At 65.6% G+C, this 18,965-nt stretch carries 17 protein-coding genes and 2 tRNA genes; 4 read left to right on the forward strand and 15 right to left on the reverse strand.

Translation table 11 applies throughout. The annotated features are described in order from the left end of the window. Nucleotides 1-25: 25 nt before the first annotated feature. The 3 genes from panC (at nt 26) to HOP59_RS17790 (ending at nt 2,586) form a co-directional block, all read left to right on the forward strand. Complete coding sequence (gene panC / locus HOP59_RS17780) at nt 26-874, forward strand: pantoate--beta-alanine ligase (RefSeq protein WP_234254829.1); 849 nt, start codon at nt 26-28, stop codon at nt 872-874. Between the two features lie 36 nt (nt 875-910). Next, nucleotides 911-1,291: an aspartate 1-decarboxylase gene (gene panD / locus HOP59_RS17785; RefSeq protein ID WP_010625693.1), complete on the forward strand. Its 381-nt coding sequence runs from the start codon at nt 911-913 to the stop codon at nt 1,289-1,291. Between the two features lie 119 nt (nt 1,292-1,410). Next, nucleotides 1,411-2,586: an acetyl-CoA C-acetyltransferase gene (locus HOP59_RS17790; protein ID WP_010625694.1), complete on the forward strand. Its 1,176-nt coding sequence runs from the start codon at nt 1,411-1,413 to the stop codon at nt 2,584-2,586. A gap of 196 nt (nt 2,587-2,782) precedes the next feature. On the opposite strand, the gene pnp is transcribed toward HOP59_RS17790, so the two are convergent. The 15 genes from pnp to rlmE all read right to left on the reverse strand — a co-directional run bounded on the left by pnp (nt 2,783) and on the right by rlmE (nt 18,383). Then, complete coding sequence (gene pnp, locus HOP59_RS17795; RefSeq protein WP_010625695.1) at nt 2,783-4,915, reverse strand: polyribonucleotide nucleotidyltransferase; 2,133 nt, start codon at nt 4,913-4,915, stop codon at nt 2,783-2,785. Nucleotides 4,916-5,082: 167 nt separating this feature from the next. Next, the gene (rpsO, locus tag HOP59_RS17800; RefSeq protein ID WP_010625696.1) at nt 5,083-5,352 is read right to left on the reverse strand and encodes a 30S ribosomal protein S15; all 270 of its coding nucleotides are present in this window, start codon (nt 5,350-5,352) and stop codon (nt 5,083-5,085) included. 103 nt (nt 5,353-5,455) lie between these two features. Next, nucleotides 5,456-6,373: a tRNA pseudouridine(55) synthase TruB gene (gene truB / locus HOP59_RS17805; protein ID WP_010625697.1), complete on the reverse strand. Its 918-nt coding sequence runs from the start codon at nt 6,371-6,373 to the stop codon at nt 5,456-5,458. Continuing rightward, nucleotides 6,373-6,789: a 30S ribosome-binding factor RbfA gene (rbfA, locus tag HOP59_RS17810; protein WP_010625698.1), complete on the reverse strand. Its 417-nt coding sequence runs from the start codon at nt 6,787-6,789 to the stop codon at nt 6,373-6,375. The genes truB and rbfA overlap by 1 nt, the downstream gene beginning before the upstream one ends. A gap of 18 nt (nt 6,790-6,807) precedes the next feature. After that, a complete protein-coding gene (gene infB / locus HOP59_RS17815) occupies nt 6,808-9,345 on the reverse strand; it encodes a translation initiation factor IF-2 (RefSeq protein WP_010625699.1) in 2,538 nt (845 codons plus the stop codon). A gap of 27 nt (nt 9,346-9,372) precedes the next feature. Then, nucleotides 9,373-10,866 (reverse strand): transcription termination factor NusA, encoded by a 1,494-nt coding sequence (gene nusA, locus HOP59_RS17820; protein WP_010625700.1) that lies wholly within the window; start codon nt 10,864-10,866, stop codon nt 9,373-9,375. A gap of 52 nt (nt 10,867-10,918) precedes the next feature. Continuing rightward, the gene (gene rimP / locus HOP59_RS17825) at nt 10,919-11,380 is read right to left on the reverse strand and encodes a ribosome maturation factor RimP (RefSeq protein ID WP_010625701.1); all 462 of its coding nucleotides are present in this window, start codon (nt 11,378-11,380) and stop codon (nt 10,919-10,921) included. Nucleotides 11,381-11,594: 214 nt separating this feature from the next. Further along, a tRNA-Met gene (locus tag HOP59_RS17830) sits at nt 11,595-11,671 on the reverse strand. Between the two features lie 136 nt (nt 11,672-11,807). Continuing rightward, nucleotides 11,808-11,894: transfer RNA gene (locus HOP59_RS17835), tRNA-Leu, on the reverse strand. Between the two features lie 24 nt (nt 11,895-11,918). Next, nucleotides 11,919-12,278 (reverse strand): preprotein translocase subunit SecG, encoded by a 360-nt coding sequence (gene secG, locus HOP59_RS17840; RefSeq protein ID WP_010625702.1) that lies wholly within the window; start codon nt 12,276-12,278, stop codon nt 11,919-11,921. A 4-nt stretch (nt 12,279-12,282) separates the two neighbouring features. After that, nucleotides 12,283-13,032: a triose-phosphate isomerase gene (gene tpiA / locus HOP59_RS17845; protein WP_010625703.1), complete on the reverse strand. Its 750-nt coding sequence runs from the start codon at nt 13,030-13,032 to the stop codon at nt 12,283-12,285. A gap of 72 nt (nt 13,033-13,104) precedes the next feature. After that, on the reverse strand, nt 13,105-14,454 hold the full coding sequence (gene glmM, locus HOP59_RS17850) for a phosphoglucosamine mutase (protein WP_026037776.1): 1,350 nt from the start codon (nt 14,452-14,454) through the stop codon (nt 13,105-13,107). Further along, nucleotides 14,447-15,313, reverse strand: a complete 867-nt coding sequence (folP, locus tag HOP59_RS17855) for a dihydropteroate synthase (protein ID WP_026037777.1) — start codon at nt 15,311-15,313, stop codon at nt 14,447-14,449. Before folP ends, glmM begins: the two co-directional genes overlap by 8 nt. An 83-nt stretch (nt 15,314-15,396) precedes the next feature. Next, entirely contained in the window at nt 15,397-17,418 is a 2,022-nt protein-coding gene (gene ftsH, locus HOP59_RS17860; RefSeq protein ID WP_026037778.1) for an ATP-dependent zinc metalloprotease FtsH, read from the reverse strand. A 224-nt stretch (nt 17,419-17,642) separates the two neighbouring features. Continuing rightward, nucleotides 17,643-18,383 (reverse strand): 23S rRNA (uridine(2552)-2'-O)-methyltransferase RlmE, encoded by a 741-nt coding sequence (gene rlmE, locus HOP59_RS17865; RefSeq protein ID WP_010625707.1) that lies wholly within the window; start codon nt 18,381-18,383, stop codon nt 17,643-17,645. 164 nt (nt 18,384-18,547) lie between these two features. On the opposite strand from rlmE, the gene yhbY reads away from it, so the two are divergent. Beyond that, nucleotides 18,548-18,874: a ribosome assembly RNA-binding protein YhbY gene (yhbY, locus tag HOP59_RS17870; protein ID WP_010625708.1), complete on the forward strand. Its 327-nt coding sequence runs from the start codon at nt 18,548-18,550 to the stop codon at nt 18,872-18,874. Nucleotides 18,875-18,965: the final 91 nt, after the last annotated feature.

Raw genomic sequence — 18,965 nt, forward strand, 5'->3', positions numbered from 1 at the left:
CGCTTTCCTTCCAGGAGTCATGCCGATGCGTACTCTGCGAGACATTCCGGCGCTGCGTGAGGCACTCGGCGAGTATCGCCGACGCGGGCAGCGCATCGGCCTGGTGCCGACCATGGGCAATCTTCACGCCGGCCACCTGTCCCTGGTGGAAACTGCCAGGCGACATGCCGACGTGGTGATTGCCACCGTTTTCGTCAATCCGCTGCAGTTCGGCGCGGGCGAGGATCTGGATGCCTACCCCCGCACCCTGGCCGACGATCAGGCCAAGCTCGAGGCCGCCGGCTGCGATCTGCTCTTCGCCCCCAGCGATGCCACGCTCTACCCCCGCGGCCTGCAGGGCCTCGCCCAGGTGCGCGTACCGGTGGTCAGCGAGGGGCTTTGCGGCGGCTCGCGCCCCGGCCACTTCGACGGCGTCGCCACCGTGGTTTCCATTCTCTTCAACCTGGTGCAGCCCGACGTGGCCTGCTTCGGCGAGAAGGACTACCAGCAGCTGGCAGTGATCCGCAAGATGGTGGCGGATTTGCACTTCCCCATCGAGATCGTCGGCGTGCCCATCGTGCGCGCCGAGGACGGCCTGGCACTCTCCTCACGCAACGGCTACATCGACGCCCGTGAGCGCGACACGGCAGCGGAGCTGCAGCGCACCCTCGTCGCCCTGCGCGAGGTCCTGGAAGCCGGAGCGCCGATCGAGGCGACCCTAGAGACGGGGCTGGCCCGGCTGCGCGAGGCCGGCTTCGAGCCCGACTATCTGGAACTGCGCGCCGCCGACCTGACACCGGTGGATGCCACCACCCGTGGCGCCGTGCTGCTCGCCGCCGCACGCCTGGGCAAGACCCGCCTGATCGACAATCTGACCCTGACCCTGCCGCACTGAGGCGGTTCCCAGCGCTACCTGGAGGTAAAAACCCGCATGTTCACCATCATGCTCAAGGCCAAGCTGCACATGGCCCGCGTCACTCATGCCGTCCTCAACTATGAAGGCTCATGTGCCATCGACGGCGAGCTGCTGGACATGTCCGGCATTCGCGAGAACGAGCAGATCCAGATCTACAACGTCGAGAACGGCCAGCGCTTCACCACCTACGCCATTCGTGCCGAAGAGGGCTCGCAGGTCATCTCCATCAACGGCGCCGCCGCGCATCTCGCCGGTCCCGGCGACCGCGTGATCATTTGCAGCTATGCTCATTACAGCGAGGCCGAACTGGAGCACCACCAGCCACGCCTCGTTTACCTGCAGGAAGGTAACGCCGTCAGCCACACCAGCAACGCCATTCCCGTCCAGTTCGCCTGAACTGAGGGGTGACTCGCGGCAGTGTCGTGCACCGTCACGCCAGCGGGGGATTGCCGCGCTGCACAATAGTCGCCTATGCTGGTCGGGCTGACGCCAGTGAACGACTCGGGAGAATGACAATGCAAGACGTGGTGATCGTTGCCGCCCGCCGCACCGCCATCGGCGCCTTTGGGGGCTCACTTTCCGGCATCGCCGCCAGCGACCTCGGTGCGCTGGTAATCAAGGACATACTGGCCACCACAGGCGTGGCCCCGGAGCAGGTAGACGAGGTATTGCTCGGTCAGGTGCTGACCGCCGGCGTGGGCCAGAACCCGGCCCGCCAGGCCGCCATCAAGGCAGGCCTGCCCGCCGCCGTACCCGCCATGACCATCAACAAGGTGTGCGGCTCGGGCCTCAAGGCCCTGCACCTGGCAACTCAGGCGATCCGCTGCGGCGACGCCGAGCTGATCATTGCCGGCGGGCAGGAGAACATGTCGGCCTCGCCCCACGTACTGCCCAACTCGCGCAACGGCCAGCGCATGGGTGACTGGAAGGCCATCGATACCATGGTGCACGACGGCCTGTGGGACGCCTTCAACAACTACCACATGGGCATCACCGCCGAGAACCTGGCAGAAAAGTACGGCATCACCCGCGAGGAGATGGACGAATTCGCCGCTGCCTCGCAGCAGAAGGCCGCCGCCGCCATCCGGGAGGGCCGCTTCAAGGGTCAGATCGTGCCGGTGGAGATCCCCCAGCGCAAGGGTGACCCGGTGGTGTTCGACACCGACGAGAACCCGCGCGAAGTGAGCGCCGACAAGCTCGCCGGCATGCGCCCCGCGTTCAAGAAGGACGGCACCATCACCGCCGGCAACGCCTCCTCAATCAACGACGGCGCCGCTGCGGTGATGCTGTGTTCCGCCGACAAGGCACGCGAACTCGGACTCGAGCCGCTGGCACGCATCGTGGCCTACTCCAACGCCGGCGTCGACCCGGCGATCATGGGCATCGGCCCGGCACCGGCGACCCGACGCTGCCTGGAGAAGGCCGGCTGGAGCCTGGACGACCTCGACCTGGTCGAGGCCAACGAGGCCTTCGCCGCCCAGGCGCTGGCGGTCAACAAGGAGCTCGGCTGGGACGTTTCCAAGGTCAACGTCAACGGCGGCGCTATCGCCCTGGGTCACCCCATCGGCGCCTCCGGCTGCCGCGTGCTGATCAGCCTGCTGCACGAGATGATTGCTCGTGACGCCAAGAAGGGCCTGGCCACGCTGTGTATCGGTGGTGGGCAGGGTGTCGCCCTCGCCATTGAGCGCTAAGCACGTACCGCGGCACGAGCGGCGCCGGGGGCAGGACGTAGCGGAGGTCTTTTGCCAGGGAAGGCAAAAGTAGCGCCCAGGGAAGGGTTTACAGCGCCTCCGCAAAGGCCTGTCGCCGGATCAGCCGCGATGCTAAAAAACCGCCCCCATGGCCAGAGGCCATGGGGGCGGTTCGCGTTTCGGCGTCGGGTGCGGCTTACAGCGCGACCTCGGCCTCGGCGGCTTCGAAGGCAGCCTTCTCTTCCGCGCCGATCTCCTTGATGGTGAGCTTCACGCGGTTGCGGTTGTCGATGTCGAGCACCTTGACCACCACCTCGTCACCCTCATTGAGGAAATCACGCACGTCGTTGACCCGCTCGGGCACGATCTGCGAGATGTGCACCAGGCCGTCGGTACCCGGCATGATGTTGACGAAGGCGCCGAAGTCGGCGATACGCACCACCTTGCCGCGGTAGAGCTTGCCGATCTCGGCCTCGGCGGTGATCGACAGCACGATGTCGATGGCCTTCTTGGCCGCCGCCTTGTCCTCGGCGTAGATGCGCACGGTGCCGTCGTCGTCCAGATCGATGGAAGCGCCGGTGTCCTCGCAGATCTTGCGGATGGTGGCGCCGCCCTTGCCGATGACGTCGCGGATCTTCTCCGGGTCGATCTTGATGGTGGCCATGGAGGGTGCGTTCTCGGAGACCTCGGAGCGACTCTGGCCGATCACCTCGTTCATCTGCTCGAGAATGTGCAGACGGGCCTCGTGGGCCTGCTGCAGGGCGATCTCCATGATCTCCTCGTTGATGCCCTCGATCTTGATGTCCATCTGCAGCGCGGTGACGCCGGCGGCGCTGCCGGCCACCTTGAAGTCCATGTCGCCCAGGTGGTCTTCGTCGCCGAGGATGTCGGTGAGCACGGCGAAGCCGCTCTCATCCTTCACCAGGCCCATGGCGATACCCGCCACCGGCGCTTTCATCGGCACACCGGCGTCCATCAGGGCCAGCGACGAGCCGCACACCGAGGCCATGGAGCTGGAGCCGTTGGACTCGGTGATCTCGGAGACCACACGGATGGTGTAGGGGAAGTCCGCCTCATCGGGCAGCATGGCCTGCACGCCGCGGCGCGCCAGTCGGCCGTGGCCGATCTCGCGACGCTTGGGTCCGCCCATGAAGCCGGCCTCACCCACACTGTAGGGGGGGAAGTTGTAGTGCAGCAGGAAGCGGTCCTTGCGCTCGCCTTCCAGCGACTCGATCAACTGGGCGTCGCGCAGGGTGCCCAAGGTGGCGATGACGATGGCTTGGGTCTCACCGCGGGTGAAGATCGCCGAGCCGTGGGTCTTGGGCAGGCTGCCCACCTCGATGGCCAGCGGACGCACGGTCTTGTGGTCGCGGCCGTCGATACGCGGCTCGCCCTTGACCACACGGCTACGTACTACGCGCTTCTCGAGGCCGGCGAAGGCGCCCTTGACCTCGTCGGCGTCGAACTTACCCTCTTCCTCGCCGGCCAGCTGCTCCACCGCCTGCTCCTTGAGCGCGGCCAGCGCGTCCTGACGCGCCATCTTGTCGGTGATGCGATAGGCTTCGCCGACCTTGGCCTCGAAGGCGTCAGCGATGGCCTGCTTGAGCGCGGTGTTCTCGGCGGGGGGCTGCCAGTCCCACTTGGGCTTGCCGGCCTCGGCGACCAGCTCGTTGATGGCGCGGATGGCAACCTGCATCTCCTGGTGGCCGAAGAGCACGGCACCCAGCATCTCGTCTTCGAGCAGCTCTTCAGCCTCGGACTCGACCATCAGCACGGCCTTCTCGGTACCGGCGACCACCATGTCCAGCTCGGAGCTGGCCAGCTCTTCCACGGTGGGGTTGAGGAAGTAGCCCTTCTCCTCGTCGAAGCCGACGCGGGCGGCACCGATGGGGCCGTTGAACGGCACGCCGGAGATCGCCAGCGCCGCCGAGGTGCCGAGCATGGCAGCGATGTCCGGGTCATGGTTGCGGTCGGTGGAGAGCACCGTACAGATGACCTGCACCTCGTTCATGAACCCCTTGGGGAACAGCGGGCGGATGGGGCGGTCGATCAGGCGCGAGGTGAGGGTTTCCTTCTCGGTAGGACGCCCCTCACGCTTGAAGAAGCCGCCGGGGATCTTGCCCACCGCATAGGTCTTCTCCTGATAGTGCACGGAGAGCGGGAAGAAATCCTGCCCGGGCTTGGTGTCCTTGCGGGCCACGACGGTACACAGCACCACGGTTTCGTCCATGGTGACCATGACGGCACCGGTGGCTTGGCGGGCAATGCGCCCGGTTTCCAGGGTGACGGTGCTGCGACCGTATTGAAACGTTTTCTTGACCGGATTCACGGCGACTTCCTTCAACTTTTCTCTACATGTATGGGTCGTTTTGACTCGGCGACCATTTTAGGGGTTGACGCGCGTGAGAGCCACCTATACCGCCGCTTTCGTCCTGAAAACGCAAAACGGGCAGCCCCCGGTGGGGACTGCCCGTTTCGTTTCCAGCTTCGCGTCGTTTAACGACGGAGACCGAGGCGCTGGATCAATGCCTGATAGCGCGCCAGATCCTTGCGCTTCAGGTAGTCCAGCAGCTTGCGGCGCTGGTTGACCATGCGGATCAGACCACGACGGGAGTGGTGATCCTGCTTGTTGGTCTTGAAGTGGTCCTGCAGGCCGTCGATGTTGGCGCTCAGCAGGGCCACCTGAACCTCGGGGGAACCGGTGTCGTTGTCGCCACGGGCGAATTCCTTGACGATCTCGGCCTTCTGTTCAGCGGTAAGTGCCATCTGTTTCTCCAGTAAGCAATATGCCTGAAACGTGAATGTGTGAGACCACGCATATTTGCAGTCTCGGGCGTCTCTCCTTACGGGACGGCGCTCGCGCCACCCCTCAATCGGCTGCCGTATTGAGCAGCCGCTTCGGTGCCACCTCCTGTGGCCCCGTCACCACGCCGAGCCCGATGAAGGTCTCGCCGCAGTAAAGTCTCGTCAGCTTGCCGGCCTGCTCGCCGCCGGCATCGACGCTTGCCGCCTGACCGTGCACGAGCCGCTGCCTGGCGCTCTCGTCGACGTCGAGCTTGGGCAGATGCGCCACCAGCACGTCGACCGGCAGCAGCGCCGCCTCCCGCTCGTCCTGACCCGACAACGCTTCCAACGCCTCGATGGGCAGCATGCCCTCGCTGTCGAAGGGGCCGGTGGCCAGCCGCCGCAGGGCGGTAATGTGCGCTCCGCTGCCAAGAGCCCGGCCGATGTCCTCGGCCAGGGTACGCACGTAGGTGCCCTTGCTGACCCGGACTTCCAGCTCGAAGGCATCGCCGTCGAAGGCAAGCAGCCGGGCATCATACACCGTCACGCGGCGCACTGCACGCTCGACGCTCTTGCCCTCGCGGGCCAGTTCGTAGAGCTTGCGCCCCTGATGCTTGAGTGCCGAGTACATTGGCGGCGTCTGCTCGATCTCGCCGCGAAAGCGCTCGAGCACACGCTCGACGTCCGCCGCCGTCAGCGGCGGCACCGCGCAGCGCTCGATCACCTCGCCTTCGGCGTCGCCGGTGTCGGTCACCGCGCCCAGCTGGACCCGGGTGCGATAGACCTTGTCGGCCTCTAGCAGGTGCGCCGAGAACTTGGTCGCCTCGCCCAGGCACACCGGCAGCAGCCCGGTGGCCATCGGGTCCAGGGTGCCGGTATGGCCCGCCTTCTGCGCCTGCAGCAGGCGTCGCACCCGCTGCAGGGCATGATTGCTCGACGCGCCCTTGGGCTTGTCGAGCAACAGCACGCCGTTGACCGGCAGGCCGCGACGACGCCGCGCCATCAGCCGCGCTCTCCCTCGCCGCTGCCGTCCGGGCCGTGCTCGTCATCGTCGTGACGGGCACGGTCGCTGGAAACGGCCTCGTCGATCAGCGAGGAGAGCCGCTGGCCACGCACCACGCTCTCGTCGTAGTGGAAGCGCAGCTCCGGCACGTGACGCAGCTTGATGCGTCGGGCGATCTGACTGCGCAGGAAGCCCGCCGCCTGCTTGAGAACCTTGAGGTTCTCCTTGATGCGCTCGGGGCTGTCCTCGCCCAGCAGGGTCACGTAGACGTCGGCGTAGCCGAGGTCACGGCTGACCGTGACCCCGCTGACGGTGACCATGCCCAGGCGCGGGTCCTTGACCTCGCGCTGGATCAGCACGGCCAGCTCCTTCTGCAGCTGGTCGCCGACCCGATCGGTACGCTTGAACTCGCGCATGCACTACTCCCGCTGCGATTACAGCGTCCGCTCGACCTTGACCTGGTCGAAGACCTCGATCTTGTCGCCGACCTGGACGTCGTTGTAGTTCTTGACGCCGATACCGCACTCCATGCCGCTGCGCACTTCCTGCACGTCATCCTTGAAGCGGCGCAGCGATTCGAGCTCGCCCTCGTAGATGACGACGTTGTCGCGCAGCACGCGGATCTTCTTGTTACGGAAGACGGTACCCTCGACCACCATACAGCCGGCCACGGCGCCGATCTTGGGCGCGCGGAAGACGTCGCGAACCTCGGCCACGCCGACGATCTCTTCCTTCCACTCCGGTGCCAGCATGCCGCTCATGGCCTGCTTGACCTCGTCGATCAGCTGGTAGATGACGCTGTAGTAGCGCAGATCCAGCCCTTCGCGCTCGATGATCTCGCGGGCAGCGGCGTCGGCACGCACGTTGAAGCCGACCACGATGGCCTCGGAGGCCAGCGCCAGGTTGGCGTCGGTGCCGGTGATGCCGCCCACGCCGGAGGAGACCACGGAGACCTGCACCTCGTCGGTGGAGAGCTCCTCGAGAGCGCCCTTGATCGCTTCCAGCGAGCCCTGCACGTCTGCCTTGAGCACGATGTTGACCTTGGCCACTTCGTCCTGACCCATCTGGCTGAACATGTTCTCCAGCTTGGCCTTCTGCTGACGCGCCAGACGCACCTCGCGGTACTTGCCCTGACGGAAGTTGGCGACCTCGCGAGCCTTCTTCTCGTCGGCCACGACCATGAAATCGTCACCGGCATCCGGAGTGCCGTCGAGGCCCTGGATCTCCACCGGCATGGCGGGGCCTGCCGAGTCGACCTGCTGGCCGAGCTCGTTGGTCAGCGCGCGCACGCGGCCGTAGTGCAAACCGGCCAGCACGATGTCGCCCTTCTTCAGGGTGCCGTTCTGGACCAGCACGGTGGCCACCGGGCCGCGGCCACGGTCGAGGCGCGATTCGACCACCACGCCCTTGCCGGGCGCTTCCGGCACGGCCTTGAGCTCGAGCACCTCGGAAACCAGCTGGATCGCCTCCAGCAGGTCCTCGATGCCTTCGCCGCTCTTGGCCGAGACGTGGACGAACTGGGTGTCGCCGCCCCACTCCTCGGAGATGACGCCGTGCTGGGACAGCTCGTTCTTGACCCGGTCCGGATCGGCCGCCGGCTTGTCGATCTTGTTGACCGCCACCACCATCGGAACCTCGGCCGCCTTGGAGTGCTCGATCGCCTCGATGGTCTGGGGCATGACGCCGTCGTCGGCCGCCACTACCAGGATGACCACGTCGGTGGCCTTGGCGCCGCGCGCACGCATGGCGGTGAACGCCGCGTGACCCGGGGTATCGAGGAAGGTCACGCCGCCGTGCTCGTCCTCGACGTGGTAGGCACCGATGTGCTGGGTGATGCCGCCGGCTTCGCCGGTGGCCACCTTGGCCTTACGGATGTAGTCGAGCAGCGAGGTCTTGCCGTGGTCGACGTGACCCATCACGGTCACTACCGGCGAACGGGTGATCTCCTCGCCCTCGTAGGAGATGCCTTCGAGCATTTCGGTCTCGAGGGCGTCGTCCTTGATCAGCTTGGGCTTGTGACCCATCTCCTCGACCACGATGGCCGCGGTGTCCTGATCGATGGTCTGGTTGATGGTCACCGCCGCGCCCATGGTGAACATGGTCTTGATGACCTCGTTCGCCTTGATCGACATCTTGTCGGCCAGCTCGGCAACGCTGATCGATTCGGGGATGGTGACCTCACGCACGATCGGCTGCGTCGGCTTCTGGAAGCCGTGCTTGCCGCCGCCGCTCTGGCCGGAACCGCGGCGGCCGCCGCGACGCTCGGCGCGCTTGACCTTCTTGCCGCCGCCACGGCGACGCTCCTCGCGGTCGCCACGGTCGTCGTCGTCGCGGTCGTGACGCCCCTTCTTGGCCGAAGCCTTCTTGGGCGGCGCGGTACGACGGTCGGTACGGCCCTCCTTGGGCGGCGCCGGCGGCTCGGGCTGGGCAGCCGGCTCTTCTTCCGACTCCACCAGCTCGGGCACCGCAATCTCGGGCGCTTCAGCCTTGGCGGCTTGAGCGGCCTCGGCAACTTCGGCCTTGGCGGCCTCTTCGCTGGCGGCCTGCTCAGCGGCGCGCGCCTTGGCTTGCTCGACCTGCTCGGCCTCGCGCTTGGCCTGGGAGTCGGCCATATCGCCTACCAGTTGGCGCGGCCCGGTCTCTTCCACCGGCTCCGCCTTGGGTGCCTCTTCCTCTTCGGCACGCTTGACGTAGGTACGCTTCTTGCGCACCTGCACCTCGATGGTCTTGCCACGCTCGCCGGTCTTGATCTTGCTGCGCGTCTTGCGCGTCAGCGTGATGCGATTGCGCGCACCGGCACCGGTGCCGCCATGGCTCTTGGTCAGGTAGTCGAGCAGCTTGCGCTTGTCCTCCTCGGACACAGCGTCGCCCTCCGACTTGTGCTCGAGCCCGGCTTCTTTCATCTGTTCCAGCAGTCGGGGCACGTCGCGCCCAACCTTCGCTGCAAAATCCTTAACGGTCATTTCCGACATCTCGACCCTCCTCAGCCCGTGACCCGTTTACTGTTCGTTCTCGAACCAGGGCGCACGGGCAGTCATGATCAGTGCTGCAGCGCGCTCCTCGTCCATGCCCTCGATGTCCATCAAGTCGTCGACGGACTGCTCGGCGAGATCCTCCATGGTAACGATGCCCCGGCTGGCCAGAATGAAGGCCAGATGACGCTCCATGCCATCCATCTCCAGCAGGTCGTCGGCCGGCTGAGCGCCGTCGAGTTCCTCTTCGGAGGCGATGGCCAGCGTCAGCAGCTCGTCCTTGGCGCGGGCACGCAGCTCTTCCACCAGTTCTTCGTCGAGCTCCTCGATCTCGAGCATCTCCTCGAGGGGCACGTAGGCGATCTCTTCCAGCGTGGTGAAACCCTCTTCCACCAGCAGCCGGGCGAGGTCGTCCTCGATCTCCAGATGCTGAATGAAGTTCTCGACCAGACTGTCGATTTCCTGCTCGCGCTTGTCTTCCGCCTCGCTCTCGGTCATGACGTTGATCCGCCAGCCGGTGAGTTCGGAAGCCAGACGCACGTTCTGACCGCTGCGGCCGATGGCCTGAGCCAGGTTGTCCTCGGCCACGGCCACGTCCATGGCATGCGCATCCTCGTCGACCAGGATCGAGCCGACATCGGCCGGTGCCATGGCGTTGATCACCAGCTGAGCGGGATTGTCGTCCCACAGGATGATGTCGACCCGCTCGTTCTGCAGCTCGCTCGACACCGCCTGAACGCGTGAACCGCGCATGCCGACGCAGGCACCGACCGGATCGATGCGGCGGTCGTTGGTCTTGACCGCGATCTTGGCGCGGGAGCCCGGGTCGCGTGCGGCGCCCTTGATCTCGATGAGCTGCTCGGCGATCTCCGGCACCTCGATCTTGAACAGCTCGATGATCAGCTCCGGGCAGGTGCGCGACAGGATCAGCTGGGCGCCACGCGCCTCGGCGTCGACCTTGAGCAGCAGCGCGCGAACGCGATCGTTCATGCGGTAGCGCTCGCCGGGAATCATCTCGCTGCGCGGCAGGAACGCCTCGGCGTTGTCGCCCAGGTCGATGATCAGACCGTCGCGGGTGGTCTTCTTGACGATGCCGGCAACCAGCTCGCCCTCGCGCTCGGCGTACTGCCGTACCACCTCGGCGCGCTCGGCCTCGCGCACCTTCTGCACGATGACCTGCTTGGCGGTCTGGGCGGCGATGCGACCGAAGGCAGCATTCTCGATCTGCTCCTCGACCACATCACCCAGCTTGAGCGGCGTCTCGCGACGCGCGGCGAAGGACTCCTTGATCTCGGCGTCGGGGTTCTCGAACTCGTCGTCCTCCACCACCTCCCAGCGGCGGAAGGTTTCGTAGTCACCCGTTTGACGATCGATATGCACGCGCACGCTGACCTCGCGACCTTCGAAGCGCTTGCGTGACGCGCTGGCCAGCGCCGCCTCCACCGCCTCGAAGATCACTTGGCGGGGTACGCCCTTCTCGTTTGAGATCGCATCGACGACCATCAGAATTTCTTTACTCATGCCTTTGCCTCGCCAGAAAACCTGTTCTTGTGCACCGAACCTGGCCTGCGCCTCAGTCCTCGAATCGCGGGACTACCCGTGCCTGATCGATGCTTTCGATGGGAAAGCAGTATTCCTCGCCGTCGAGCTGCAGCAAGACCTCGTCTTCCTCGATACCGGCCAGCAACCCCTGGAACTTGCGCCGTCCGTCGAAGGCCACGCGCAGTTTCAGTGCTACCTCGTGCCCAGCGTAGCGAGCGAACTGATCGAGGGTGTAGAGCGGACGATCCATCCCCGGTGACGACACCTCCAGGCGATACTCGCCCGGGATGGGATCCTCCACGTCGAGCACGGCACTGACCTGACGGCTCACGTCGGCGCAGTGGTCCACGCTCACACCGTCGGCATGATCAATGTAGATCACCAACTGGGAGTGCTTGCCCTGGGGGCGATACTCGATGCCCCAGAGCTCGAATCCCATGGCGGTGACCACCGGTTCGATCAGCGCATGCAGCGCAGCGTCCTTGAGTGCCACAGAAAAAGCTCCTACAGCCGTTGCATCAGGCACCTGGCCGGGAGTGAACAGGAAAGCTAGGTGGCTGATTGGCATTGCCCGGATAAGCACTGCCGACCCATGCCGGCAGTAAGCTGCTAACAAAAAGCCCCTTCGCAGGAAGGGGCCTTTCACAAGAAACCTGTAGTACCACTTTCGCCACTCTGCATCCCTTATAGGAACACCTGGCTGAAAATGGTAGCGGGGACCGGATTTGAACCGATGACCTTCGGGTTATGAGCCCGACGAGCTACCAGACTGCTCCACCCCGCAACATTCCAGGTCGGCGATTGTAGGCGTGGAAAGCGCTTGCGTCAAGGAGACTTGCGCTAACACGGACCTGCAATCTTCCTGGTGCCAATCCTGCTTCTGACGACTCACGACCCCATTGGGCTCGCAGCGTTTCAGATGGTGCCGAAGGCGGGACTTGAACCCGCACGACCTTACGGTCACTACCCCCTCAAGATAGCGTGTCTACCAATTCCACCACTTCGGCTTGCTTGACTGCCGGAAGCGCGACTCAGTCGCCGCTTTCCTCCAGCACTGGCGCGGTATTATCCACGTCGCGGGCTTCATCGTCAAGCGTTGGCAAGCCGCGCTGCTGTTCGATCAGGCGCGCATCGGGAATTCCCGCTTCCGGCGCCTGCCCGGCCTGGGTGGCGAAGTAGGCCAGTGTCAGCGAAGTGGCGAAGAAGGCCGCCGCCAGCACCGCCGTGGTGCGCGAAAGAAAACTGCCGGTCCCGCGCGAGCCGAATACGGTCTGCGAGGCACCGCCACCGAAGGCGGCACCGGCTTCGGCGCCCTTGCCCTGCTGAAGCAGGATGAGAACGACCAGGGCGACGGCAATCGCCACATGGATCATGAGAATGGCAACTTGCATGAGTTCAACCTGCTGACTGACAAATGGCTAGGAAATCGTCGACCTTGAGCGAAGCACCGCCCACCAGGCCGCCGTCGATGTCGGGCTGAGCCAGCAGCTCAGCCGCGTTGTCGGCATTCATGCTGCCGCCGTAGAGCAGACGCAGGCCCGCCGCTAGAGCACGATCATAGCCGGCCTGGTATTCGCGAATACCGGCCATGACCTCCTGGGCCTGCTCGGGCGTGGCCGTGCGGCCGGTACCGATCGCCCAGACCGGTTCGTAAGCGATGACGACACGCTCACGCTGATCGGGCTCCAGCCGGGCCATCACATAGCCCACCTGACGCAGCACCACTTCCATGGTCTTGCCGGCATCGCGCTCTTCCAGCGTCTCGCCCACGCACAGAATCGGGGTTATCCCCACGTTCAGCGCGGCCAGCAACCGGTCGAGCACGGCCTCGTCATCCTCGCGATAGAGCTGACGACGCTCGGAGTGGCCCGCGAGGGCGTATTCCACGCCGAACTCCTTGAGCATGCGCCCGCTCACCTCGCCGGTGCGGGCACCGGAGTGCAGCGGGTTCAAGGTTTGCGCCCCCAGGCGGATCGGCGTGCCATCGAAGGCGCGCCGGGCCGCGTCCAGATAGGGAAAAGGCGGCAGAACGACCACGTCCAGCGACGCCGGGAGCGTCTTTTCGGCGAAACGCTGACCGAACTCCTCGACCAGCGCGGCCGAACCGTTCATCTTCCAGTTCCCGGCAATCAGCGGCGTGCGCATGCTGCATCCTCTTTCAAAGTGGAGCGAAATGGTATAGGAGGTGCCTAGTCAAGACAACCGTTGCGGCGGTTGTCAACCCAACTCTCCCTCGACCTGAGCGGCCAGGCGCTGCGCCAACCCCTCGACGTCGAGATGCGCGCGCCCTTCGACCATGACGCGAATCAGCGGCTCGGTGCCCGAAGGGCGCAGCAGTACGCGTCCCTCGTCGCCCAGCTCCGCCTCCGCCTCGGCCACGGCATCCTTGACGGCCGGGCTCGCCATCAGCGCCTTGGCATCGCTGCCCGGCGTCAGGCGCACGTTGACCAGTACCTGCGGCACCTTCTCCAGCCCGGCGAGCAGCGTGTGCAGAGGCTTACCCTCGCTGATCATGATCGCCAGCACCTGCAGCGCCGAGACGATACCGTCACCGGTGCTCTGCACGTCGGCGCAGACGATGTGACCGGACGACTCGCCGCCCAGCTGCCAGTCATTGGCCAGCAGGCGCTCCACCACGTAGCGGTCGCCGACCTTGGCACGCTCGAAGGGAATGCCCATGTTCTCGAGCGCCATGGCCAGGCCAAAGTTGGTCATCAGGGTGCCGACCACGCCGCCCACCAGCTGGCCGCGCTGATGGCGGTCGCGGGCGATCAGGTAGAGGATGTCGTCGCCATCGATCTCGCGACCGTCGGCATCGACCATCAGCACCCGGTCACCGTCGCCGTCGAAGGCGATGCCCAGGTCGGCGCTCTGTTGAATCACCGCCGCCCGCAGGGAGGCCGGCGAGGTGGAACCGACGTCACGGTTGATGTTGAGGCCGTCGGGGCTGGCCCCGACCAGGCTGACCTCGGCACCCAGCTCGCGGAACACGCTGGGCGCAATGTGGTAGGTGGCGCCATGGGCACAGTCGAGCACCATGCGCAGCCCGTGCAAGCTGACCCGGTTGGGAATGGTCGACTTGCAGAATTCGATGTAGCGACCGGCCGCGTCGTCGATGCGCATCGCCTTGCCCAGCCTGTCCGCCGCCACCGTGGTCAGCGGCTCGTCCAGCATCGCCTCGATACGCTCTTCGAGCTCATCGGCAAGCTTGGTACCCGCGGTGGAGAAGAACTTGATGCCGTTGTCGGCAAAGGGGTTGTGCGACGCCGAAATGACGATACCGGCATCGGCGCGGAAGGTGCGCGTGAGATAGGCGATCGCCGGGGTGGGCATCGGACCGAGCAGCGCCACGTCGACGCCGGCGGCGGAGAGGCCCGCCTCCAGGGCCGATTCGAACATGTAACCCGAGATGCGCGTGTCCTTGCCGATCAGGACTCGTGCGCGCCCCGACTCACGGGCCAGCACCCGCCCCATGGCCCAGCCCAGCTTGAGCATGAAATCCGGCGTAATGGGGTACTCGCCGACCGTCCCACGAATGCCATCCGTACCAAAGTATTTTCTAGTCATTCTCGCAGCCTTCCCTAAGCACGGCCCAGGTCATGTTCACCGCATCCATGGCAGGGCCAACGTCATGGACGCGCAGGATACGTGCGCCGCGCTCGATCGCCAGCGACGCCAGCGCCAGCCCGCCGGGCAGACGCTCCTCCACCGGCCGTCCCAGCACCTTGCCGATCATGCTCTTGCGCGACATGCCCACCAGCAGCGGCAGCTCGAGTTCGGCCAAGCGCTCCATGCGGTTGAGCAGGCGCAGATTGTGCTCCACGGTCTTGCCGAAGCCGAAGCCGGGGTCGAGCAGCAGCCGCTCACGACGCAGCCCCGCGGCCTCGCAGGCCGCCACCCGGGCGGCGAGGAATCCGGCCACCGCCTCCTCGATAGGCTCATCGTAGTGGGGCGCCTGCTGCATGTCGCGTGGTTCGCCCTGCATGTGCATCAGGCACACCGGCAGGCCGGTACCGACTGCCGCCTCCAGCGCACCCTCGCGCTGCAGGGCGCGCACGTCGTTGAGCATACCGGCGCCCAGCTGAGCGACCTCGCGCATCACGTCGGGATTGCTGGTATCCACCGACACCAGCGCATCGAGTTCGCACACCAGCCGCTCGACCACCGGCGCCACGCGGTCCAGTTCCTCCTGCGTGGCCACCGGCTGCGAGCCGGGGCGGGTCGATTCGCCGCCCACATCGATGATCGCCGCGCCCTCAGCCAGCATGCGCTCGGCGTGACGCAGGGCATCGTCGATGGCGACATGGCGGCCGCCGTCGGAGAAGGAGTCGGGAGTGACGTTGAGAATCCCCATCACGCGGGGGTAGGAGAGGTCCAGACGATGCCGCCCACACGGCAGCCAAATCGCTGAAGGAGAATCTGTCATGTCATGCATCCTGTGACATGGGTCGGGTCAGGTCGCCCCACGGCAAAGGCGCCCCGGTGGGGCGCCTGTGTCGGCATCGCGGCTCACGATCCGGCGGGACCGCCCAGCGGATCGGAGGGACGGCGGCGAGGCTCGTCGTCCTCATCCTCGTCACCGTGGTCTCCGCCATCGCCGCCGTCGCCACTGCTATCGGTCGGCTGCGGTGCCGGCTCCGCTTCGGGCTTGGGCTCTGCCTCGCCGCTTACTGGCGCGCCGGTGCCCGAGTCACCGTCTTCCCAGTCCTTGGGCGGACGCGGCGTACGGCCTTCCATGATGTCCTTGAGCTGATCGGCGTCGATGGTCTCGTACTGCATCAGCGCTTCGGCCATGGCGTCGAGCTTGTCGCGGTTTTCCTCGAGGATCTGCTTGGCCTTGGCGTAGCACTCGTCGATGACCTTGCGCACCTCCTTGTCGAGCTTGGAGACGGTCTCGCCGGACTTCAGCTTGCCGCCGCCCTGGCCCGGGCCGCCGAGGAACTGATGCGACTCGTCCTCGTCGTACATGATCGGGCCCATCTCCTCGGAGAGGCCCCACTTGGCGACCATGTTGTGGGCCAGCTCGGTAGCGCGCTTGATGTCGTTGGAAGCCCCGGTGGTGACACCGTTCGGCCCCAGGGTCATCTCCTCGGCGATACGGCCGCCGAACAGCGAGCAGATCTGACTGAGGATCTGCTGACGCGACAGGCTGTAGCGATCCTGCTCGGGCAGGAACATGGTCACACCCAGGGCACGACCGCGCGGAATGATGGTGACCTTGTAGACCGGGTCGTGCTCCGGCATCACCAGACCGATGATGGCGTGGCCCGACTCGTGGTAGGCGGTGTTGAGCTTTTCCTTGTCGGTCATGACCATGGAGCGGCGCTCGGCGCCCATCATGATCTTGTCCTTGGCCAGCTCCAGCTCTTCCATGCCCACCAGGCGCTTGTTGCGCCGCGCGGCGAACAGCGCCGCCTCGTTGACCAGGTTGGCCAGGTCGGCACCGGAGAAGCCGGGGGTACCGCGGGCGATCAGTGACGGCTTGACGTCGTCGGCCAGCGGCACCTTGCGCAGGTGCACGTTGAGGATATGCTCACGGCCGCGGATGTCGGGCAGCGGCACCACCACCTGACGGTCGAAGCGGCCCGGACGCAGCAGCGCCGGGTCGAGCACGTCGGGACGGTTGGTGGCGGCGATGACGATGATGCCCTCGTTGGCCTCGAAGCCGTCCATCTCCACCAGCAGCTGGTTCAGCGTCTGCTCGCGCTCGTCGTTGCCGCCGCCCATGCCGGCGCCGCGCGAGCGGCCCACGGCGTCGATCTCGTCGATGAAGATGATGCAGGGGGCCTGCTTCTTGGCCTGTTCGAACATGTCGCGCACGCGGGACGCACCCACGCCGACGAACATTTCGACGAAGTCGGAGCCGGAGATCGAGAAGAACGGCACCTTGGCCTCGCCGGCGATGGACTTGGCCAGCAGCGTCTTACCGGTACCCGGCGGCCCCACCATCAGTACGCCGCGGGGAATGGTGCCGCCCAGACGCTGGAACTTGGAGGGGTCGCGCAGGAAGTCGACCAGCTCCTCGACCTCTTCCTTGGCCTCGTCGCAGCCGGCGACGTCGGCGAAGGTGGTCTTGATCTGATCCTGGGAGAGCAGCTTGGCCTTGGACTTGCCGAAGCTCATCGGCCCGCCCTTGCCGCCGGCGCCACCCTGCATCTGGCGCATGAAGAACATGAAGATGGCGAGAATCAGGAGGATCGGGAAGCTGGCGATCAACAGCCGGGTCCACAGGCTCTGCTCCTGCGGCTCGCGACCTATCACGGTGACGTTATGGGTGAGCAGGTCGTCGATCAGCTTGGGATCTTCCGCCGCCGGACGGATGGTCTGGAACTGCGAGCCGTCGGCGCGCTCGCCGGTGATCCGGTAGCCGTCGATGGTCACGCTGCGGACCTGCTGGTTCTGCACCTGCTGGACGAACTGGGAATAGTTCATCGTCTGCGGTGTCGTATCGACGGTGAAATTGTTGAACACCGTCAGCAGCACTGCCGCGATGACCAACCAGAGGATCAGATTCTTCGCCATATCATTCAAGGGTCTACCCTCATTGCAAGCTACTCTCGGCCAACGATGCCTGGCTCTAAGACCACGAATGGAGCGGCCATGTTCCGCCTCGCGGGCCGCACCCGCGCCACCACACACTGTGGCACAGTTGGGCGGCCATGTCTGGTCATGGAGCTGTTAGTCTTAAGCTATTGTCGATCGCCCAGGGACGGCACCGCCGCACCCTGGCTCGTGTCGTCGGGCCGAGCCGCGGCTCAGCCCCGAAATCCGTCTGCCAGCAGGTAGACCTCGCGCGAACGGGCGCGGGATGCCTCCGGCTTGCGCGTCACCACCTTGGTAAAGCTCTCACGCAGCTCCTTCAGGTAGGCATCGAAGCCTTCGCCCTGGAACACCTTGGCCAGGAAGCGACCGCCGGGGCGCAGGGTCTGGCGCGCCAAGTCCAGCGCCAGCTCCACCAGGTACATGGCCTGGGGTTGGTCGATGGCGCTCATACCACTCATATTGGGGGCCATGTCGGACATAACAAGGTCCACCGGCCTGCCATCGAGGGTGGCGAGTATCGCCTCCAGCACGGCCTCCTCGGTGAAGTCGCCCTGAATGAACTCGACGCCGGCCAGGGCATCCATCTCGAGGATGTCCGAGGCGATCACCATGCCTTCAGGACCCACGCGGTCGGCCGCCACCTGACTCCAGCCGCCCGGGGCCGCGCCCAGGTCGATCACGCTCATGCCGGGCTTGAACAACCGGTCCTTCTCGTCGAGCGCCAGCAGCTTGTAGCTGGCACGGGAGCGATAGCCGTCCTGCCAGCTCTGCTGCACGAAACGGTCGTCGAAGTGCTCCTTGAGCCAGCCGGCGCTGCTCTTGCTGGCATTGCTCTTGCTGGCATTGCTCTTGCCGGCGCTGCCCTTGCTGGCACTGCCTTTGCTGACACCAGGCTGCTGACGGCGCGAGCCGTCGGATGCGCCGTTGCGGGACGAGGAAGTGGATCGAGCCACACGATCACCTTGACTGAAGACGCCGAGCGGAGCGCAGACATGCCGGCCCGGTTCGGTGTGATGCAGAGCTGGACGAGGGCCCGGCGGGCCTTGCCATGCTTTCGCCGGCGCGCATTTCACCGTACCATGACAGGTTACGCGCAACCGGGAAGACGCAAGATACCATGAGCTTGTCACAGGCACAAAAGAAAGCATTTCGCAGCATCGGCCACCATCTCAACCCGGTGGTGACGGTGTCGGAGAACGGTGTCTCCGAGGGCGTGCTGGCGGAACTCGACCGGGCGCTGTCCGATCACGAGCTGATCAAGGTCAAGCTGGCCCTGCCGGAGCGCGACGACCGCGCCGCCATGCTCGAGGAGCTGCTGGCGGCCAGCGGCGCCGAGCGCGTGCAGACCATCGGCAAGATGGCACTGCTCTACCGCAAGAGCCCCCAGGCCAACCCGAAGCTCTCCAACGTCAAGCGCTTCGAGAACCACCACGGTCGGCACTGAAGCAAGCCGCAGAGGCAAGGCCCAAAAAGAGCCAAGGCCTAAAAAAACAAGCCCGCGACATGATGTCGCGGGCTTTTTCGTACCGGCCCGG

This window comes from Billgrantia aerodenitrificans (assembly GCF_021404405.1).
Taxonomy (GTDB): domain Bacteria; phylum Pseudomonadota; class Gammaproteobacteria; order Pseudomonadales; family Halomonadaceae; genus Halomonas; species Halomonas aerodenitrificans.